Origin of the sequence: Rhodococcus sp. B7740, assembly GCF_000954115.1 — a bacterium.
Taxonomy (GTDB): Bacteria; Actinomycetota; Actinomycetes; order Mycobacteriales; family Mycobacteriaceae; genus Rhodococcoides.
The window spans coordinates 908,033-928,150 of record NZ_CP010797.1; the positions used below are offsets into that span (position 1 = coordinate 908,033).

Sequence of the window (20,118 nt, forward strand, 5' to 3'; positions counted from 1 at the left end):
ATATGCGATCTCTGACGATCAATTCGGTTCGAGACATCAACGATCTGATCGACCTCGAAGACATTCGAACCCGCCGCCACAAATTACTCCTCGTTCTGGGGCTCGGCGGTATTGCATTCGAAGCCTTCTATCTCGCGGTCCTCAGCGCCGGCACCAGCCCCATGACCGAACAGCTCGGCCTCAGTGCCAACGAAGTGGGTCTGGTCAGTTCCTACGGGTACATCGCCACACTTATTGCCGCATTGACATGCGGTTTCCTTGCCGACCGCCTCGGTCGCGTCAAGCTCATGGTTCTGGCTAAGATCGTCGCGGTCGTGGCCTTGATCATCATGGCCACCGCACCCAACTTCTGGATCCTCGTTCTGGGTCGCTGCCTGGCAGGCGCCGCGTACGGTATCGACCTCGGCGTTGCCATGGCGTACCTGGCGGAGTTCCTACCCAAGCTGCGTCGTCACCTGCTCAACTTCTGGCAGGCGCAGTGGTACATCTCCAGCTCGTTCGCACTCCTCGTCGTCCTCGGTCTGTACAACCTCGACCTCGGTCTGGACATCTGGCGCTGGGCGCTCGGTGCAGCGGCCGTGTTCGCGGTCATCGTCACTGTCGGCCAGATGCTGTTCATGCCCGAGAGTCCACGGTGGCTCGCAGAGAAGAACGATCTGGCGCGGTTGAAGAAGTCTCTCGAGCAGGTGTACGAGATCGAACCGATATTCCCCGCCTCGGGGATCCTGGCCGTCGATGCGGACCGTCCGGACACGGCCAAATGGTCCGACCTGTTCAACTCGACCTATCGCCGTCGTACCATCCTGGCCAACGGTGTCACCGCCATGCAGGCATTGCAGTACTACGCCGTCGCCTACTACCTTCCGGTGATCGCTCTGACATTGTTCGGAAAGGGTTTCGGTGAGGCCATCTTCGGCTCACTGGTGTTCAATCTGTTCGGCATCGTGGGTGGCGTGGCGTCCATCTGGGTCGCTCGCAAGCTCGGAGCGCACGGCGCGGCGATGTACGGGTTCTTGGCCGTCGCCGCCATGATCCTGATCCTCGGTGTCTTCTTCGACTCGCTCCCTACGGCATTGATGTTCCTCGTGCCTGCCCTGTTCATCTTCTTCCACTCTGCCGGTCCCGGTGTTTCGGGTCTGACAATGGCCGCCATGGCGTACCCCAGCGATCTTCGAGGCCGCGGTGGCCAGATCGCCACGGTGTCGCAGAGTCTGGGCGGGATAGTCGGCCTCTACGCCTTCCCCAACATGGTCGAGGCGTACGGACTGGCGACCACCATCACGATCTTCGCCATCGTTCCTCTCATCGGCGTCGGTGTGTGCAAGGCGATAATGTGGGAGCCGTTCGACGAGGGTGAGGCTGTGGCCCTCGAAGCCGAAGCCAAGATCGGCAAGCCACTCGAAGGTCAGTCCGCATGAGCGCGCAGTCGACCGTCAAGTCCCACGCGAAACCGACCATCAGCTCGCCAGAGGACGTCGAGCGCATCATCGACGAAGGTGGCGTCAAAGGCCGGATGCATTGGATCATCCTGGGTCTCGCTCTGGCGGGGTTGGGCTTCGAAGCCTTCTACACCGGGGCGCTCAGTGGCGGCATGAGTGCTATCAGCGAGCAGCTCGGTCTGGGTGGCAACGATGTCGGTACGCTCAGCGCAATCGGTTACAGCGCAAGTGTTCTGGCAGCCCTGACGTGCGCGAAGTTGGGCGATCGCATCGGTCGAGTTCGTTTCCTCGTCATTGCGAAGGCACTCGCCGTCGTCGGTGCGCTGACGATGATGTCGGCTCAGTCGTACGGCATGTTGCTCAGTGGCAGGCTAATCGGCGGAATCGCGTACGGTATCGACCTCGGTATCGCTCTCGCGTACCTCGCCGAGCTCCTACCGAAGAACAAGCGAAGTTGGCTGAGCTTCTCGCAAGCCCAGTGGTACACGTCGACCAGCTTGGCCTTGCTCGTGACGCTCGCAGCCTACGAACTCGGCGCGGGCCTCGACGTCTGGCGATGGAGTCTCGGTGTCGCCGGTGCTATCGCGTTCGTGCTTCTTCTCGCCCGCATCTGGTTCATGCCGGAGAGTCCGAAATGGCTTGCGGCGCGGGGTGATCTCCCCGGCGCGGCACGGTCACTGACTCGGATCCTCGGCCGTGAGGTGACCGTCGATCGGTCGCGGATGGCCGAAGTCGTTCCGGCTCCGGCGATCAAGGTGAAGTGGTCGGCGTTGTGGGCCAGGGAATATCGACAGCGCACCGTCCTGGCGAATATCGTGGGATTCACCGAGGCGTTGCAGTACTTCGCCATCGGTTTCTACCTGCCCATCATCTCGATGGATCTGTTCGGCTCGGGGTTCGCGATGGCAATCACGGGGTCGATCGTGTTCAACCTGTTCGGCATCGTCGGTGGAGTTCTCGCGGTGTACTTCGCTCGCCGCTTCGGTGTTCGGATCAGTTCGGCCTGGGGATTCGCCGGTGTGGCACTGGCGATCTTCGTGCTCGCGACGTGGTCCGACATGCCGATCCTGGCCGGATTCCTGGTTCCGTCCTTCTTCATCTTCTGTCACGCAGCCGCTCCGGGCACCGCCGGGCTGACTATGGGACCGCTGGCGTACCGAAGTGAACTGCGCGCTCGCGGCTCGCAATTGGTCACTATCTCACGCAGCGCAGCCGGTGTCGTCGGACTGTTCTGCTTCCCGGTGATGCGCGAAGCCTTCGGTACACCGACAACGCTGCTGATCCTGATGGCTGCACCGTTGGTCGGACTTCTCGCGTGCCTGATCATCAAATGGGAGCCGTTGAGCGACAAGTCGGACCGCGAACTCCACGACATCGGCGTTCGACAGGCCCACGATCGATCGCTTCTGATCGACACCGAAGATGGAGCCACTAGGTGACACGCGTAGCCCTGATCACCGGGGGAGCGCAAGGACTGGGTCTGGCGACCGCACATCGATTGGGAGAGGACGGCTTCCACGTGGTCGTCGCCGACATCGTCGCCGACCGCGCACAGGCAGCCGTCGATCGGTTGACCGCGGACGGGATCGGAGCAACCGCCGCAGCTGTCGATGTCACGGACGACGCCTCGGTGGAGGCCTGCTTCGACGTAGTCGACTCCGTGGCAGGAGGCCTCGACGTTTTGGTCAACAATGCCGGCATCATCTCGCGTGCGAACGCCGAGGACATCGAATCGGACCGCTGGGAACGCGAGCTGTCGGTCCACCTGGGCGGCGCGATGAGATGCAGTAGAGCGGCGTACCCGCGATTGCTTTCGTCGTCGGCACCGGCGATCGTCAACCTGGCGTCTGTCGGATCGACATTCGGCTTGCCACACCGATTGGCCTACACGACGGCGAAGGCGGGAGTGGTCGGAATGACCCGCACCCTGGCTGCCGAGTGGGGCAAGAAAGGCATCAGGGTCAATGCCGTCGCGCCCGGTTACATGGACACCGGAATGATGCAGTCCGGAATCGCGGGAGGCACCCTCGACCGTGACCGGCTCTTGATGCGAACGCCGTTGATGCGCTTCGGATATCCGGAAGAAGTCGCGTCGGCCATTTCGTTCCTGGTTTCCAAGGACGCGTCGTTCGTCACCGGAGTTCTACTCAAGGTCGACGGCGGTATCACCATCGACGGAACCTTCCACCCCGACGACAGCTACAAGACACAGGACAAGAGCGAGGTTCACTGAATGACTGTCATCAACACCAGCCCCGATCGCGCTACCACGTCGGACGAGTTGCGCGACAAAAGCTTTGCTCTGCGCCGACGCATGATGAACATGGCCGCGGACAAGGGCGAAGGGTACATCGCTCAAGGCCTCGGCATCGCCGACGTCCTTGCCGTCGTCTACTTCCGCCAGCTGCGTTTCGATCCGACCGATCCGGAATGGATCGACCGAGACCGATTCGTACTGTCGACGGGTCACTACTCCGTGGCGTTGTACGCCGCGCTGGCCGAACTCGGCATTCTCTCGGACGAGGAGATCGCGACCTATGGCCTCAACGGTAGCGACCTACCGATGAGCACCTTCGACGAGACTCCAGGTGTCGAGATCACCGGTGGGTCGCTCGGTCACGGACTCGGCCAAGGCGTCGGGATGGCACTTGGCCTTCGGTTGGACGAGCGCGAACCGAAGGTGATCGTGGAGCTGTCCGACGGTGAACTGCAAGAAGGATCCACATGGGAAGCGGCAATGTCCGCCGCCAGCTTCGGGTGTGCCAACCTCACCGCGGTGGTCGACTGCAACGGTATTCAGGCAGACGGTCCCATGGTGCTCGACATGGAACCGATCGCCGACAAGTGGTCGTCCTTCGGGTGGGCGGTAGCCGAGGTGAACGGCAACGATGTCGACGCATTGTGTGCCGCATTCGATCAGCTCGACCAAGTGACGGACAAACCCAAAGTGATCATCGCTCGCACCACACCCGGTCACGGAGTGCCGACGCTCGTCGCTCGCGAACGAGCCCACTTCGTGCGCGTCGAACCGGGTGAATGGGCCTCGCTCATCCAAGAATTGGAGAACAATCGTGTCTGATCTACTGAACCGGGCCGGCGGTATGGGCGAGATCGCCGACGTCCAAGGGCCGTACGAAACAGCGCCGTTCGGCAACGAATTGGTCGAACTGGCCAAGGCCGACTCGTCGATCGTCGGCCTCAGCGCGGACATGTCCAAGTACTCCGACATCGTGCCGTTCATGAACGCCTACCCCGAGCGATACTTCAACGCCGGAGTCGCCGAACAGAGTGCCGTCATGATGGCAGCCGGATTGGCGAAGGTGGGCAAGACTGCATTCTGCGCCACCTACGCTGCATTCCTGTCGCGACGAGCGCTGGACTTCATCGCGATCGCCTGCGCGCACAGCAGAGCGAACGTCAAGATCGTCGCCGGCTCGCCAGGTCTGGTCAATCCGTACGGCGCGACTCACCAGTCGTTGGAGGATCTCGTGGTGATGCGCAGCGTTCCGGATCTGACGGTCATCGACCCGTGCGATGCCGTCGAACTCCGGCACGCGGTGCGTGCTGCGGCGGAGACACCGGGGACGTTCTACATCCGCAACCTGCGCGGCAAGGTACCCATCGTGTTCGACGAGACCGACTTCGAATTCGTCGTCGGTAAAGCACGGCTGGTCCGTGAAGGTAGCGATGTCGCTGTCATCAGCACGGGATTCATGACCGAACGGGCGATGAAGGCGGCGGACACCGCGCGCGATCTGGGGATCTCGGCCGCGGTCCTGCACGTACCGACCATCAAGCCACTGGACGAGCAAGCGATCATCGACGTCGCGTCGTCGGTCGGGCGCGTCGTCGTCGTGGAGAACGGCTTGCGCTCAGGCGGATTGGGCACAGCGGTCACGGAGCTGGTGCACGATCGCGGGATTGCGGTACCGGTCACCAGGATCGGCCTACACGACCGATTTCACCCCTGCGGATCCCAGTCGTACAACGAGAAGATGTTCGGCCTGGACCAAAGCGCGATTACCGACACATTGGTGACGGGGAATTGGGCATTTCGGTGACTGGCGACTATCGGCAATTCGGCGCGCCCCGTCAGTACATCCAGGGACCGGGGGTGATCAAGCGTCTCGCCGAATTCACCGTCGCGCATGGCCGTCGTCCACTGCTCGTGGTGGACGAGTTCGTTCTGGACAAGCTGGGATCCGTTCTCACGGACTCGTTCGAGGCGGCAGAAGTCGACTTCGGGGTCCTACCGTGCTCGGGTGACGTCACTCGCGCGAACATCGCAGAGCATGTCGCGTCGGTCCGCGATCGGTCTCGCGACGTCGTCGTCGGTGTCGGCGGCGGCAAGGCACTCGACCTTGCTAAGGGTGTGGCCATCGATCTGGATGCCGCGATGATCACGTGCCCGACCATTGCCTCGAACGACGGCCCCACCGCTCGAGTTCTGGCCATCTACAACGATGACCACGTGTTGTGCGAGGTCGGCCATCTGGACTTCAACCCGAGTTGTGTTGTCGTCGACACCGAATTGATCTCGCAGGCACCGGTGGAGTTCTTGATTTCCGGTATCGGCGATGCGCTGGCCAAGAAGTTCGAGGCCGCGGGATGTCGTCTCGGCACAGGAACGACGATGCAGGGAACCCGACCGCTCGACATCGGCGGCATCGTCGCAAACGGATGTTTCGACGTGTTGACTCGGCAGTCGGTCGAGGCTGTGAAGGCCGTCGAGAACGGTGAACTGAACTCGGCCGTCGAAGTCGTCGTGGAGGCGGTGGTGCTGATGTCCGGGATCGGCTACGAGAACGGCGGACTGTCGATCGCCCACTGCATGACCCGGGGCCTGATGGCCGGGCGCGGGACGCGATCGGCGCTGCACGGCTACCACGTTGCTTACGGTTTGCTCGTTCAGCTCGTGCTCGAATCCCATCGGGCGGAGATCGTGGTCGAGGTTGCGGATCTGCTCCGTGCGCTGGGGCTTCCGAGATCACTGGCGGATATGGGAATGCACGGTGCCACGTCCGAGGAGATTCGCGCACTTGCTGTTGCAGCGCTCACCGCACCTCATGTGCAAAATACGGCGGCCATAGTTACCGAGAAAACACTGGTGGATGCGATCGATCAGGTCGAGTCGATGAACCTCGGTGGATGACTGGCAGGGACCTCCGATCGAAGAATCCGTCCAACCACGATTGAAGGTGAAGAGTTCTGGGCAACCGGTAGGTATGACAGACAATGCCAAAGTCACAGTCGAACGCACCATCGAGGCACCCGTCGACGCAGTATTCGACGTCCTGTCCAATCCCGAGCGGCATCAGGCGCTCGATGGATCAGGCTTCGTACGCAGCGTGGACCACGCCGATCGGATTCAGAAGGTCGGCGAAAAGTTCACGATGAACATGCAGGGCGATCACATGGGCGGCGAGTACCAGACCGATAACGTGGTGAGCGGCTACATCAAGGACAAGCTGCTCGCCTGGAAGACAGCACCCGCCGGCAACGAGCCTCCCGGCTGGGAGTGGTTGTGGGAGTTGGAGTCGCAGGGTCCCAACGAGACCTTGGTGCGCCATACCTATGACTGGTCCAAGGTCACGGACAAGAAGCTGCTGGAGCAGATCAAGTTTCCGTTGGTCACAGAGGATCAGCTGAACGACACTCTCGCTCGCCTCGCAGTGGAAGCGACGTCCTGATGGTCTGAGATAGACATCGATCGACGATGAAGGCCGGCCCCTCGGGGCCGGCCTTCTGTATGCCCCGCTCAGGACTGCTCGCGTGAGCACCACCAAGTGGTACGTCCGCCGACTGTCCCGCGAGTCATGGGCGCGCCACACCGAGGACATGCCGCATCTGCTTTACGAAACGGAATGATCTCGCCGGTGTGCACGCCACCATTCTTGATCGCCGATCTGATCGCGCGACGCAGAATCACCCGCAGCTCGTCGAGCTCGTCCGTCGTCAGCGTCTTGGCCCGTCTGGACGGCGATTGCTCGCTCTGCCACAGCACCTCGTCGGCCAGTAGATTGCCGACGCCTGCAATGGCGGACTGATCGAGTAGTCGGGCTTTGAGAGGTGCACCACTGGAGCCGATTCGGTGACGGAAGTCGTCGCGGGTGATCTCCGCGGCATCCGGGCCGAGAGCGTCGATATCGGGTTCGAGTCGAACCCGGCCGAGGCGGCGTTTGTCGAAGAGTCGAAGCTGTCCACCGTCGTCGAACGTTATGGAGAAGCGCGTCCACTCGGGCTTGTCGGTCGGGCGCTCACCGACATGAGGGTCGCCACCCCCGTACTGCGACGTGCGTTCACCGTCGGGAGCGGTGACGATGACGCGTCCACCCATCCCCAGGTGGATGCCCAGGGTCGGACCGCCCGAGCCGTCGGCCGTGACGGTTTCGCACCACATGGCCTTGCCTCGTCGACGCGCCTCGGTGAGTTTCCCGCCCTTCAGTGCCCGGGCGATATCGCCTGGCATGTGCGGTCGGCACTCGAACGTGTCGGTGTCGTCGATGTCGACGATGACGCGATCGAGGGCTTTTTCGACGACCTGTCGGGCGTTTTCCACTTCGGGTAGTTCCGGCATGGATCCGGTGTACCCGATTCGCGGGCGCTATGCGCGGGTGCCGTCATCGGTCTTTCGACTCGTTCGTGTCCCCTTCGGGCACCAGCGGTCCCAGTTCGGCGTCGAGGACCTTCTGCACGACGCGCATCGCCGCCAGCGCAGCGGGCGCACCGCAGTACCCAGCCGTGTGGACGACGGTTTCGGTGATCTCGGTTCGGGTGAGGCCGTTGCGCAGCGCCCCTCGTACGTGGCCTGCGAGTTCCTCATGGGCACGCAGCGCGATGAGGATTCCGAGGTTGAGCAGGCTTCGGCTGCGGTGGTCGAGGCCGGGCCGCGTCCACACCCCGCCCCACACGGTGTCGGTGACGAAGTCTTGCAGTGCAGCGGAGTCGGTGTTCGCGGCATGGGCAAACGCCTTCGCGACGTACTCGTCTCCCATTACATTTCGGCGGACCTCGAGTCCGTCCTCGAATCGCGGGCCCATGCTCCGATTCGTGGCTTCGTCGTCGATCATGGTGTTTCCTCTCCCTCGTGCGCGGTGTCGACAGATCATGGCAGGGGGCTGGTGGGGGAATTGCCGGCGGAGGCGAACTCGGCCACGGTCTGTCAGCGCAGAGAGGCCGGCCCACCGCTACGGTCGTCGCGCGAAGGCTGTGTGTCGTCGGAGACATGCTCTGCGCGAGTCGCTTCGAGAAACAGCTCGAGAAACGAAGAATGCGCGCCACGTTCCTGCGCCGTTCTTCCCTCTCGGGGGTCTTTCGATGCCTTCGACATAGCGATTCGCGTTCCTCCCGTGTCAGCGAACAACAATCTCAGATTCTGAATAGTCAAGCAACTGAGACAGTGAGTACAATGCGCGGCACGAAGTGAACGATCGAGGAAAAAGTTGCGATCGAGCAACTCATAACGGTATGGATCAGTGGCGAGGATGCCCGGAAGCTGCACCGCATCGGCAGCGGGGCTGTTCGGTTCGGCGTGACAGACACCCGGGGTCTGGCCGTCGGTAATCCGGAACCGTCGGTTTCCGCCTCGTCAGCGTGCTGGCGATCGACTGTCTGCCGGTAGGCGCGATGAGAACCTTGTTGTCGACACGAGTCGCCGACACAGCCCGAATTTCGGTCACGGCGTCGGTTGTGACGCAGGTCCGGTCGCGATCCAGCTCGCGGCTGTCGACATCGAGAGCGACCGAGCGTGCATCGCCGGCCGTGCCTTCGAACGGAACGTCACATCCCAGCGGCGGTGGGCGGCTCGATCAGCATTCTCTTGATCACCTTGCCGGTCGCGGTTCGGGGCAGTTCGTCGAGGAACGTGATGTCGCGGGGAACGCAGAAGCGGCTCAAACGATTTCGAATGTAGGCGCGCACCATGTCCGCATCGAGGCCGGCCGACCCACGGCCGACGACGAATGCGGCCAAACGCTGCCCGTATTCGGGGTCGGGCACACCGACGACCGCGACCTCGCCGACCTGCGGCAGATTGGCGATGGCATCCTCGACGGGGCCCGGAAAGACGTTCTCGCCTCCGGAGATGATCATCTCGTCGTCCCTGCCGCAGACGAACAACCGTCCGTTGCAGTCGATGTACCCGAGATCGCCGGTATCCATCAGGGCAGCTCCGCGCGCGGACGCCGTCGACGGCGGCGCGGCGTTGGTGTACCCGTCGAACAGCATGTCGTTGCCGACGAATATTCGGCCGAGGGTCCCCATTGGAACAGCAGTACCGTCCGCGTCGAGCACCGCCACAGTCGTACCAAGGGGAGGCCGTCCGGCGGTCGCCGGCGCAGCGCGAAGGTCTTCGGGAGTCGCGATCGTGGCCCACGAGACCTCGGTGGACCCGTAGAAGTTGTAGAGGACGTCACCGAAGACGTCCATGAAGCGGCTGACGGTCGATCCTGTCAATGCCGATCCACTGCACGCGACGACCCGGAGGCTCGAGGTGTCGTAACGTGAGCGCACCTCGTCGGGCAGGTCGAGTATCCGCTGCAGCATGATCGGAACCGCGATCAACGAAGTACATCTGTGCGCCTCGATCGCCCGCAGGCAGTCCTCTGGATCGAATCGGTCCAGGAGGACCACAGTGGCACGCAGGGGAGTACTGATCTGCAATGCCGCCAGCCCCCAGCTGTGGAACATCGGTGCCGCGATCAACATCCTCTCGTTCATCCGAAGGGGCATGCGAGACAGCATGGCTGCCACGGTTCCGAAGCCCTTCGGCGTGGGACGAACCGCCCCCTTCGGTGAGCCGCTGGTACCGGAGGTCAACACGACAACCGACCCGGGGCGGTCCGGCCTGGTGAACGTGGCGGACGGGGCTGCGACGAAATGCTCGAGGGTGCGTCGACGCGGAACGGCGGTATGGGAAGACAGACTCACCCGAGTCACGTGGTCGGGCAGATAGCGCACCATCGAATCGAACTCGTCGTCGACGAACAGCATTCGGAGCTGGTGGCGGGCGGCGATCGTCTCGATCTGTCGGGCAGCGAGACCGGTGTTGAGAAGCACCACCTCGACTCCGAGCATGCCGCACGCGACGGTGCACTCGATCATCGCCGAATGATTTCGAGCCAGAATCCCGACGGTGCTTCCGGGACTGATTCCGGACGCGTCGAGACCCGCTGCGATGCGGTGCGATCGGTGGTGGATCTCCGCGAAAGTACGGGTTCCTCGGTCGTCTATCAAGGCGATCTCGTTCGGCGACTTCGCTGCAGCGGCCGCGAAACCACCGCCAAGGGTGAAACCCCATTTGGCCAGCGAGTTCAGCTGTCGGTACGCGCGGTCGGGACGTGCAGCACGAATGACACCGGTTCCCACCATCGTCTTCATGATCGCCAGCGGTAGCGACCGCGAATCGCCGGTGTTGGTCACGATCGACGTCGAAGTGCCGGAGAGAGAGTTCTCGAGACGGCGAAGACCACCCATCACCCAATCGACCACTGCGCGGTTGTTCTCGGGCTGGGGTGAGTAGGACCCGCCGAGCCCCGCTCTGAAGACGGTGACATCGATCTTGGTCTCACCGGCCGCGCGCGCAGTCAGGGTGAATCTGACGAATCCGCCGGACTCGACATGCTCGATGGTGATGATCGGCCGGTTGCGTCTGTCCACCACCAGGTCGAGGGCGTGCTCGACACCATTGACTCCGCACAGGTAGCCGGCCGTGGACTCACGGAGTGTGCAGTGGTCGAGCCCTGGGAAGTAGCGTGGAAACAACTCGACCGCGCTCAGGACACCGCATACCTGCTCGATGTCGTGCTCGAAGACCATGTTGCAGTCGATGACGTCCGAGACCATGTTCCACCCCCGTGCCTTGCCGAGTCGACGGCAACGCCGACGCAGCACCGACCAGGGGATGGCGGCGCGCACCTGGAACGGGTCATCCGCCTGGATGAAGTCGTCATCGTAAACCCGGTGCACGGTTGTGCGGGCGAAATCGGCCGAAGTCGATCTCGAATCGTTCGACTTCTTCTGTACAGAGCGTCAGAACTGAATGCCGAGCGACCACGCGAACACCGTGTACGCGGCGATAGTGATCAGTGAGATGGCGATCAGATTGAGCCAGAAACCGCCTCGCATCATCTGGCCGATCGTGATGTAGCCACTGGCGTAGGACACCGCGTTCGGCGGAGTCGCCACGGGCAACATGAACGCGCAGGTGGCCGCGAGCGCTACCGGAACGGTCAGAACCAGAATATCGATGTTCATGCCCATCGCGACGCCACCTGCCACCGGAAGGAACGTCGCGGCCGTCGCGGTGTTGCTGGTGATCTCGGTCAGGAAGATGATCGCGGCCGTGGCGACGACGACCAACATGACCACCGGAATGGTGTCGAGGCCACCTGCGACGCTGCCGATCCAGTCCGTCAGGCCGCTCGACTCGAACTGGGCCGATAGGGCGAGCCCGCCGCCGAACAGCAGCAACACGCCCCAGGGCAGCTTGACAGCGGTCTCCCAGTCGATCAGGCGGACGCCCTTCTTGCTTCCGCTGGGTAGCAGGAACAGCAGCAGTGCTGCTGTCATGGCGATCCCGGTGTCGGAGATCGGGGCATCGTCGAAGATCAGCGGAACGGCCACCCACGACACTGCCGCCAGGGAGAAGACGATCGCGACCCGGATCTCACCCTGCGACATCCTGCCCAGGGCGTCGAGCTCACCTCTGATCAGCTGCTTGCCACCGGGTATGTCGTCGATCTCCGGCTTGAACATCACGTGGGTCAACAGGAACCAGGCGATCACGAGCAGGATCACGGCGAGCGGAACACCGGCGATCATCCACTGGAGGAACCCGATCGTGATTCCCTGCCCCTCCAGGTAACCCACCAGCAGAGTGTTGGGTGGAGTGCCGATGATGGTTCCGAGCGAGCCTATCGACGCGGCATAGGCGATGCCGAGCATCAGAGCGGTCCCGAAGTTGCTCTTGATGACGGCCTGGGTGATGGTGTCGTCGTCGGGGGCGGAGTCAGCGCCGGTGCCGGGTACCGCTCCGGACTTCTTGCCGATGTCGAGAACCAGAACCAGCACCGATACACCGATCGGAATCATCATGACGGCGGTGGCCGTGTTGGACACCCACATCGACAGAAAGCCCGTCGCGATCATGAACCCGGCGATCACCATCGTCGGTTTGGTGCCCATCGCGTCGACGGTCAACAGGGCTATGCGTCGGTGCAGGTTCCACCGCTGCATGGCCAGCGCCAGGAGAAATCCGCCCATGAACAGGAAGATGATGTTGTTGCCGTAGGAGGCACCGACATCGTTGACGGCGACATCGGAATCGAAGACCGGAAAGATGACGAGGGGTAGCAGCGCGGTTGCCGGGATGGGCACCGCCTCCGTCATCCACCAGATACCCATCAAGACGGCGGTGCCTGCGGTCAACCGCGCTGGATGCGCTACGCCATCGGGGAGAATCAGGTACACGAGAATGGCCAACAGGATGCCTGCGCCGAGGCCGACCCATTGACGCTTGCGGCGACCGGGCTGCACTTCGGCTTCTCGTTCTCCGGCCGATCTCTGATCCACCTCGTCGAAGTCGTGGCCTTCGGATGAGCGCCCGGCCTTCTCCTCGTCGCCGACCTGCGTCATGGATCCTCCTCGGTGTGGACGTTTCATCACCCTAACGCGTGAAATGTCCGAAAGATCCGAGTTGGTTGGGGCCGGTGTCGACGCTTACTTCGCGACGTCGGGCTTGTTCATCGTCGGGTCGTTGTCGAGCACCGGATCCCACACGTCGCCGGGAAGGTCGCCTCGACGAACGCAGTCGCCATGCCCACCTCCGCGACCAGCCACATCCAGAAGATCGCGCCCGGTCCAACGAGAGTGATGGCGATGGCTACGCCGGCGATGTTTCCCGTACCCACCCGAGATGCCAGACCGACGCAGAACGCCTGGAACGCGGAGATTCCGCCCTCGGCGTTCGATCGAGATCCGCCGATCGACTCGAACATCGACGGCAGCAACCGGACCTGGACGAACGTGGTGCGGACGGTGAAGTACAGCCCGACGCCGATCAACAGATAGATGTGAAAAACGCTGTAGAGACGGTGTGCCGAGAAATCCAACCGAACTGACGGTATCCACGGTGCCATCCGTCACTCCTCGGTAGCACCCCAGATATCTCGGTAGGGAATCGGACGCCCCAGAATCCGTTCTGCTGCAAGATGTCCCGACTTCAACGCCGCGGTGACCGTTGCCGGATCATCGGTCCACGTCGCTTCACCGGCGAGGTGAAGTACATCGCCGATCGGAGTGGCCAGGTCGTCGTGATCGCGCGTACGTGAACCCACCGTCATGTACGAGTACGAACCGTAGGAGAACGGATCGTCCTGCCAGCGAGTGACATACACGCTGTCCGGCGTAGCGACACGGTCACCGAACAGGCCACGTAGTGCCTCGAGAACCGAGTCCGCGATGCGCTCGTCCGACCAGTGCCGGATCTGCTGAGCGCACGCGCCCGCTGCGAACGTCAGAAGCGTCGGACGCCCCGGCGGCATGGTGACGTCGTACCAGGAGTGCCACCAGCGCCCGGCTTCGCCCTGCTGCCGCACGGCGTAGACGTTCTCGTCCCAGAACTTGGTGGGGAACCGGATGAACACCTTCTCGAAGGCATTCATCTCCAATCGTTCCAGGGCACCCGAAACGGGTTCCGGCAGAGGAGGTTCCACCGTGAGCGCCGGGGACTTCAGTACGCCGATCGGCACCGTCACCACAGCGCGCTCGGCCGAGAACCTCCCGGACCCGGTATCGACCAGAACTCCGTCTCGACCCCACCGGACCTGCGTCACAACATGTTCGAGTCGAACATCGAGCCCCTCGGCCAGCCGGACGGCCAATTCGTCGTAACCATCCGGGAACACGACTTCGTCGCCCTCGATGGCGTCGTCGTCCAAACCGTGCGCGTCGAGGAGATCCTTTCCTACCCCCAACTGTTCCTCGGCTCGATGTCCCAGGAACTCACGAACTTGTTCGAGTCGATCGTCGTCCCAATCCAGTTGCGTCAGAGTTGCTTCCACCGCGTCACCGAACGACGTTCCGGGGGGTGAATTCGCGATGGTCGTCGCGAACAGTTCGTCGAAGTGGTGAACGTCGGCACCGAACTGGGCGGCGGCCGCATCGCTCAACCTGGTCCCGGTAGGGGAGTAGTACGCGATGGGCCTGCCGTCCGGCTGGTAGCTACCGACAGTGAATTCGACGGTCCGCATTCCGAAAGCGTTTACCGTATCGGCGAGGGGGTTGTCGTCTGTTCCGTGAATCCAGGACGCTCCGACGTCGAGGGTGCCTTCGTCGGTGCGTAGTGTCCGGACGCGACCGCCTACGCGATCTCTGGCCTCGAGAACGACGACGCGCTGACCGGCGCGATGCAGGAGTGTCGCAGCGACCAAGCCGGAAATACCTGCTCCCACCACGAGGGTATCGACGTGTGTCACCGTCACTCCTGTCTGTCGACGGCCGCGGGGTCAGTTTCCTCGGCCGGAATTGCCGTTGCCGTTGCCACTGTTTCCGTTGCTGTTCCCGTTCGCGTTGCCGTTTCCCGAATTGCCGGGGCTCTTGTTGCCCTTCTCCGAGTTCCCGCTGCCGTTCCCCGAGCTTCCTTTGTCGTCATCCGGAGGTAGCGGGGCCGGCGCAGCGGGCTCGGTCGGAAGCGAATTCGTCGTGGGTCCGGGAGCAGGCTCAGGTGGGTTCGAGAGCACTGGAATCGGGCTCGCAGGTGCGGGCGCGGGCGTTGTGGGTGCCGCCGCGGGTGACTGCACAAGCGTCGGCGTCGGCGTCGACGGTGACAGGGGCTCCGGCTCCTCGCTGGTGCCGACTGCGACCCAGAGGATTGCTGCGCCCAGCGAGACGAACAGAGCCGCTGCTCCCGGAACGATCCATCGACGGCGTGGAGGTTCCGCTTCGGTCGACGCTGAAACTGCTGAAGGCGCAACCGTGTTCACAGTTTCCATTGGAATCGCGGCGGTGCGGGGAAGAGGTGTCCCGCTTCGTGAGAGCCCGCGCAATCGGCGGGCGACCGCAGCTGCGGCCGGTCGATCCTCCGGCCGTCTGGATGTCATCTCCGTCAACAGCGCGTGCCAGTCCGATCCGAGCCCCTCGGGGACGGCGGGATCGCGGTGCAGGCGCGCCACCGCCGCAGCCACCGCGCTTCCCTCGAATGCCATTGTGCCGGTGAGGCATTCGATGAGAACGAGCCCGAGCGTGTAGATGTCCGTCGGTGGGCCTGCAGACGTACCCGTCGCCTGCTCCGGGCTGAGGTAGTGCGCAGTACCGACTGTGGTGCCGTGCTCGGTGAGTCGTTCGGCGTCGACGATACGAGCGATGCCGAAATCGGTAAGTTTGGCGCACTGTCCCACGCCCACGTCCGGAGACTGCGCAACAAGGATGTTGGCCGGTTTGATGTCGCGATGCACCACACCCTGATCGTGAATGTAGGCGAGAGCCTCCGCCAGCTCGCATCCGATCCGAGCGACGTGGGCGGTGTCCATCGTTCGGCCCTGGCGATACGCACTCAGAGTCGGACCGTCGACCAGCTCCATCACCAGGTACGGCACGGGCACCCCGCTTGGATCGAGCGCAGTGCCCGCGTCGTACAGCGTCACCAGACCCGGGTGCGACAGCGACGCGAGAGTCCGTATTTCTGCATCGATGCGTTGGGCGGTGTCGGGGGGCTCGCCGTGGCGGAATATCTTCACCGCTACGGCTCGGCCGAGAACGTGGTCGTCGGCGTGCACGACGTCGGCCATTCCGCCGCGCCCCAGGATCGTGCCCAGTCGGTATCGACCCGCGAAGAGGCGGTCGTGAGGGGTATGAGGACGTGAGTCCGCTCCCACCATCGGTCACCGCCGTTCCTCGAGTCCTCGGAGCACCATATAACCAACGAACAGACGCGCAGACCGCAGTCGGGTGTCGACATCAGGGTGCGGTCGGGCATGATGATGCCCCGGGTGGGGACCGATCGATCAGTATCGAGGGAGGGTCCACCCATGCATCGATCCTCGGCGAGTGCGGAGATTTCGCCGATGTCGGTCCGGATCACGTCGGTCTACCAGCCGATCGTGACGCTGGACGGACGCGCCGTCGTGGGGTACGAAGCCTTGGTGCGGACCTGCGGAGGCGGTGCGCCCATTTCGCCGCCGGAACTGTTGGGCGTGGCGCGGGCACAGGGCGTCACGGCCGATTTCGATTGGCGCTGCCGAATCAGCGCGTTGCGCGGTGCCTTCGAGTCCGGCTATCCCGACCAGCTCGCTCTGTTCGTCAATGCCGAACCCATCGCCCTCGATGCACCGCCTCCACGGGACTACCTACCGATTCTCGAGGACGCGTCGCGGCTGTCCATCATCGTCGAAATCACCGAGCGAGACCTGATGGGTGATCCGGCCGGTCTGCTGAGGGCGGCCGAACACGCTCGAAACCTGGGGTGGCGAGTCGCCATCGACGATGTGGGGGCGGATTCTTCCAGCCTCGCCCTGATCCCACTGCTGCGTCCCGACGTGATCAAGCTGGACATGGAACTCGTACAGGGGCGCTCGAGCAACGAGACCGCCGCCATCGTTGCCGCTGTCGCCGCCGAGGCCGAGCGCACCGGTGCCCTGGTTCTGGCCGAAGGGATCGAAACCGAGCATCACGAGAGTTGTGCGCTCGCCATGGGTGCCGTGCTGGGGCAGGGATATCTCTACGGGGCACCGGAGGCTCTTCCGGATTTCGGCGAGGTGCAGGGGCCGGTCCGATCGCTCGATCCGACCGGAACGCTGACCGTGCGTGCCCCCGTTGCGGTCACGCCCTACGGGCTCACCCATGCTCTCGGCGCCCGCAGGCACGCGGATTCGACACTGCTCGACGCCATCGAGAACAGCCTGTTGCACAGTGCGTACGGCACCGGTTCCTCGACCGTCGTCCTGGCGACCGTCAGTGCGTCCACCGGTCTGACGCCTGCCCGCGAGGCGATCTTCGAGGACCTCGCCGCACGTACTGCGCTGATGGCCGTCTTCGACTCGAATGCCGCGTCGCCGGAATCAGGTTTCCGAAAAGTGTTCGTGGACGCGGACGAACCGTTGGCACTGGAACGTTCGATCGTGATCGTGGCTCCGATGTCGAGCGTGGCGCTCATCGCGGTCGAGCGAGGAGCGGCCGAGGACGGCACCCCGATGTACGACTACCGCCTCACCTACGACCGTCATGTCGTACTGGATGCTGCAACGGTGCTTCTGAGACGGATACCGGCCAGATCTGCGATGTGAGTCCGCGGGCTCCTCGTCAAGATCAAGTAAATTGTTGCCCGAAATTCGGTAAATCACGTCTTCGGCCGTCCCCGTGCTGTTCACTCGAAGCCATGAGCTCTCACCCCCTCGCAACCGATTTATTGGCCGCGGACGGAGGCACGATCAGCTCCATCGAGACGGCGATCAACAATGCCTTCGATCCGATCTCCGCTGCCGTGTCGAATGTCGTCTTCTTCACCGTGAACATCGGTGGAGCCGCTGTTCCACTGATCGTCCTGTGGCTCATCGTCGGAGCCGTCGTCTTCACGGTGGCGTTCAAGTTCATCCAGGTCCGCGGAATCAAGAGAGCGTTGATTCTGGTCAGCGGCAAGGAGGACGAGGCAGACGCGCCAGGAGAAGTCAGTCACTTCAGAGCCCTCACCGCCGCGGTGTCCGGAACCGTCGGGCTCGGCAACATCGCCGGTGTCGCCGTCGCAGTGACGCTCGGTGGCCCCGGCGCGACCCTGTGGATGATCCTCGCCGGCTTGCTGGGTATGGCATCGAAGTTCGTCGAGTGCACGCTCGGTGTGAAGTACCGAGACATCAACGAGGACGGCACCGTCTCCGGTGGGCCGATGAAATACCTGACCAAGGGTCTCGCGGAGCGGGGACTCGCCAAGGTCGGCAAGGTCATGGCCGTCTTCTACGCCATCGTCATCACGTTCTTCGCGATCAGCGGCGGCAACATGTTCCAGGCCAATCAGACCTACGCGCAGGTCCGTTCGGTCACCGGTGGTGAGGACGGATTCCTCGGCTCCGACGGAGCAAAAGCCGTATTCGGTATCGTCGTCGCATTGATCATCGGACTGGTCATCATCGGCGGCATGAAATCGATCTCGGCGGTGACCGCCAAGCTCGTACCGACCATGGCGCTGATCTACATCGTCGCGTGTGGCGTCGTCATCGCCGTCAACTTCCGTTCGGTCCCCACGGCATTCACCGCGATCTTCGAAGGTGCGTTCTCACCCGAGGGTGTGGCCGGCGGCGTACTCGGCGTCATGATCATCGGATTCCAGCGCGCCGCGTTCTCGAACGAGGCCGGACTGGGTTCGGCGGCCATCGCGCACTCGGCCGTCAAGACCAGGCATCCGGTCACCGAGGGCTTCGTGGCCATGCTCGAGCCCTTCATCGACACCGTCGTCATCTGTACCGCGACGGCATTGACCATCGTGATCGCCAACACCGTCACCTGGCAGGACCAGCGGGCGATCGTCGCCGAGACAGGTGAGCTTCCCGCCGGAGGCGTCACCCTCACCTCCGACGCTTTCGAGACGGTGCTGCCGTGGTTCCCGTACGTGCTGACTGTCGCGGTGGCACTGTTCGCTCTGTCCACCGCAATCACCTGGGCCTACTACGGACTGCAGGCATGGACGTCGTTGTTCGGACGGAGCCGCTTCTCGCGCACCTTCTTCAACGTGATGTTCTGCATGTTCACCGTCATCGGAACCGTGTTGTCCCTCGGTTCCGTGCTCGATTTCGCCGATGCGACGCTGTTCCTGCTGGCGCTGGTCAACATCACGGGCCTGTACCTGCTCTTGCCGGTGGTCAAGCGCGAACTCTCCGAGTACCTGGCGATGCGTCGAGGCGAGCCGGACAAGGTCGACGCCGGGGTGTGACAGATCGGACGAACCGACATCGACGAGACCGGGCGGTATCGGTCTCGTCGATGTCCGTTGTCGGGTATCTCTTGGAGATGTTTCGCAGTATTCGACAGTGGTGGTAACCGGGGGCCGAATGACGAAAGTCGATTTCAAGAAAACGTTCGACGCATACTCTGCGCAGCGCAACATCTTTCGTACCCTTGTCGTTCCGCCGCTGACCTACCTGATGCTCGACGGACACGGCGATCCGAACACCGCTCCGCAGTACACCGAAGCAATCGGGGCGCTCTACCCCGTGGCCTATGCACTGAAGTTCGCCAGCAAGAACACCCTCGACCGCGACTATGTCGTTCCGCCGCTCGAGGCTCTGTGGTGGGCCGAGAACATGGCCTCGTTCACGACCGCCCGCAACAAGGCCGAGTGGAACTGGACGGCCATGATCATGGTGCCCGACTGGATCGACCGTCGGATGTTCGACGTGGCGAAGGCGTCCGCGGAAGCGAAGAGCACCTCGGATGCGTCGAGCAGAATTCGACTGGAGACTCTCGACGAGGGGCTGTGCGTGCAGACGCTGCATGTCGGGTCCTACGACGACGAGACGCCGGTACTCGACGAACTCCATCACCGATACATTCCCAGTTCTGGAATGACGATGACCGGCAAACATCACGAGATCTATCTCAGCGATCCGCGCAGGGTGGAGCCGACGAAGCTGCGCACCATCCTCCGCCAGCCGGTGGCGCCTTCGGCGGAGTCGGCGTCGCTCTGACACGATGA

The 20,118-nt window shown here is 63.1% G+C and carries 16 protein-coding genes and 1 pseudogene; 10 read left to right on the forward strand and 7 right to left on the reverse strand.

Translation table 11 applies throughout. The annotated features are described in order from the left end of the window. Positions 1-2: 2 nt before the first annotated feature. The 7 genes from NY08_RS04260 to NY08_RS04290 all read left to right on the forward strand — a co-directional run bounded on the left by NY08_RS04260 (position 3) and on the right by NY08_RS04290 (position 7,129). Positions 3-1,418 carry an MFS transporter gene (locus tag NY08_RS04260; protein ID WP_052683712.1) on the forward strand — a complete coding sequence of 472 codons (1,416 nt, stop codon included), beginning with the start codon at positions 3-5 and terminating at the stop codon, positions 1,416-1,418. Next, positions 1,415-2,878 carry an MFS transporter gene (locus NY08_RS04265; RefSeq protein WP_045195048.1) on the forward strand — a complete coding sequence of 488 codons (1,464 nt, stop codon included), beginning with the start codon at positions 1,415-1,417 and terminating at the stop codon, positions 2,876-2,878. Before NY08_RS04260 ends, NY08_RS04265 begins: the two co-directional genes overlap by 4 nt. Next, entirely contained in the window at positions 2,875-3,672 is a 798-nt protein-coding gene (locus NY08_RS04270; protein WP_045195049.1) for an SDR family NAD(P)-dependent oxidoreductase, read from the forward strand. The genes NY08_RS04265 and NY08_RS04270 overlap by 4 nt, the downstream gene beginning before the upstream one ends. Further along, a complete protein-coding gene (locus NY08_RS04275) occupies positions 3,673-4,518 on the forward strand; it encodes a transketolase (protein WP_045195051.1) in 846 nt (281 codons plus the stop codon). It begins immediately after the preceding gene. Continuing rightward, positions 4,511-5,500, forward strand: a complete 990-nt coding sequence (locus tag NY08_RS04280) for a transketolase family protein (RefSeq protein ID WP_052683713.1) — start codon at positions 4,511-4,513, stop codon at positions 5,498-5,500. Before NY08_RS04275 ends, NY08_RS04280 begins: the two co-directional genes overlap by 8 nt. After that, on the forward strand, positions 5,497-6,591 hold the full coding sequence (locus tag NY08_RS04285) for an iron-containing alcohol dehydrogenase (RefSeq protein ID WP_045195055.1): 1,095 nt from the start codon (positions 5,497-5,499) through the stop codon (positions 6,589-6,591). The genes NY08_RS04280 and NY08_RS04285 overlap by 4 nt, the downstream gene beginning before the upstream one ends. Positions 6,592-6,664: 73 nt before the next feature. Continuing rightward, on the forward strand, positions 6,665-7,129 hold the full coding sequence (locus NY08_RS04290; RefSeq protein WP_037173634.1) for an SRPBCC family protein: 465 nt from the start codon (positions 6,665-6,667) through the stop codon (positions 7,127-7,129). 68 nt (positions 7,130-7,197) lie between these two features. On the opposite strand, the gene NY08_RS04295 is transcribed toward NY08_RS04290, so the two are convergent. The 7 genes and pseudogenes from NY08_RS04295 to NY08_RS04325 all read right to left on the reverse strand — a co-directional run bounded on the left by NY08_RS04295 (position 7,198) and on the right by NY08_RS04325 (position 16,315). Beyond that, entirely contained in the window at positions 7,198-8,016 is an 819-nt protein-coding gene (locus tag NY08_RS04295) for an Fpg/Nei family DNA glycosylase (protein ID WP_045195058.1), read from the reverse strand. 43 nt (positions 8,017-8,059) lie between these two features. Continuing rightward, positions 8,060-8,509, reverse strand: a complete 450-nt coding sequence (locus tag NY08_RS04300; protein WP_045195060.1) for a carboxymuconolactone decarboxylase family protein — start codon at positions 8,507-8,509, stop codon at positions 8,060-8,062. Positions 8,510-9,218: 709 nt separating this feature from the next. Further along, a complete protein-coding gene (locus tag NY08_RS04305; protein WP_032398500.1) occupies positions 9,219-11,282 on the reverse strand; it encodes an AMP-binding protein in 2,064 nt (687 codons plus the stop codon). Between the two features lie 186 nt (positions 11,283-11,468). Next, a complete protein-coding gene (locus NY08_RS04310; protein WP_045195063.1) occupies positions 11,469-13,073 on the reverse strand; it encodes an SLC13 family permease in 1,605 nt (534 codons plus the stop codon). A gap of 155 nt (positions 13,074-13,228) precedes the next feature. After that, positions 13,229-13,549, reverse strand: a pseudogene (locus NY08_RS04315) (alanine:cation symporter family protein); the annotation flags it as partial. 30 nt (positions 13,550-13,579) lie between these two features. After that, positions 13,580-14,914, reverse strand: coding sequence for a flavin monoamine oxidase family protein (locus NY08_RS04320; protein WP_045195067.1), 1,335 nt, complete (start codon positions 14,912-14,914; stop codon positions 13,580-13,582). 30 nt (positions 14,915-14,944) lie between these two features. Continuing rightward, positions 14,945-16,315, reverse strand: a complete 1,371-nt coding sequence (locus NY08_RS04325; protein WP_045195069.1) for a serine/threonine-protein kinase — start codon at positions 16,313-16,315, stop codon at positions 14,945-14,947. A gap of 186 nt (positions 16,316-16,501) precedes the next feature. On the opposite strand from NY08_RS04325, the gene NY08_RS04330 reads away from it, so the two are divergent. The 3 genes from NY08_RS04330 to NY08_RS04340 all read left to right on the forward strand — a co-directional run bounded on the left by NY08_RS04330 (position 16,502) and on the right by NY08_RS04340 (position 20,110). Beyond that, positions 16,502-17,719: an EAL domain-containing protein gene (locus NY08_RS04330; protein ID WP_235387101.1), complete on the forward strand. Its 1,218-nt coding sequence runs from the start codon at positions 16,502-16,504 to the stop codon at positions 17,717-17,719. Between the two features lie 92 nt (positions 17,720-17,811). After that, complete coding sequence (locus NY08_RS04335; RefSeq protein ID WP_032398158.1) at positions 17,812-19,356, forward strand: alanine/glycine:cation symporter family protein; 1,545 nt, start codon at positions 17,812-17,814, stop codon at positions 19,354-19,356. A 118-nt stretch (positions 19,357-19,474) separates the two neighbouring features. After that, positions 19,475-20,110, forward strand: a complete 636-nt coding sequence (locus tag NY08_RS04340; protein ID WP_045195072.1) for a GyrI-like domain-containing protein — start codon at positions 19,475-19,477, stop codon at positions 20,108-20,110. The last annotated feature ends 8 nt before the right edge of the window (positions 20,111-20,118 follow it).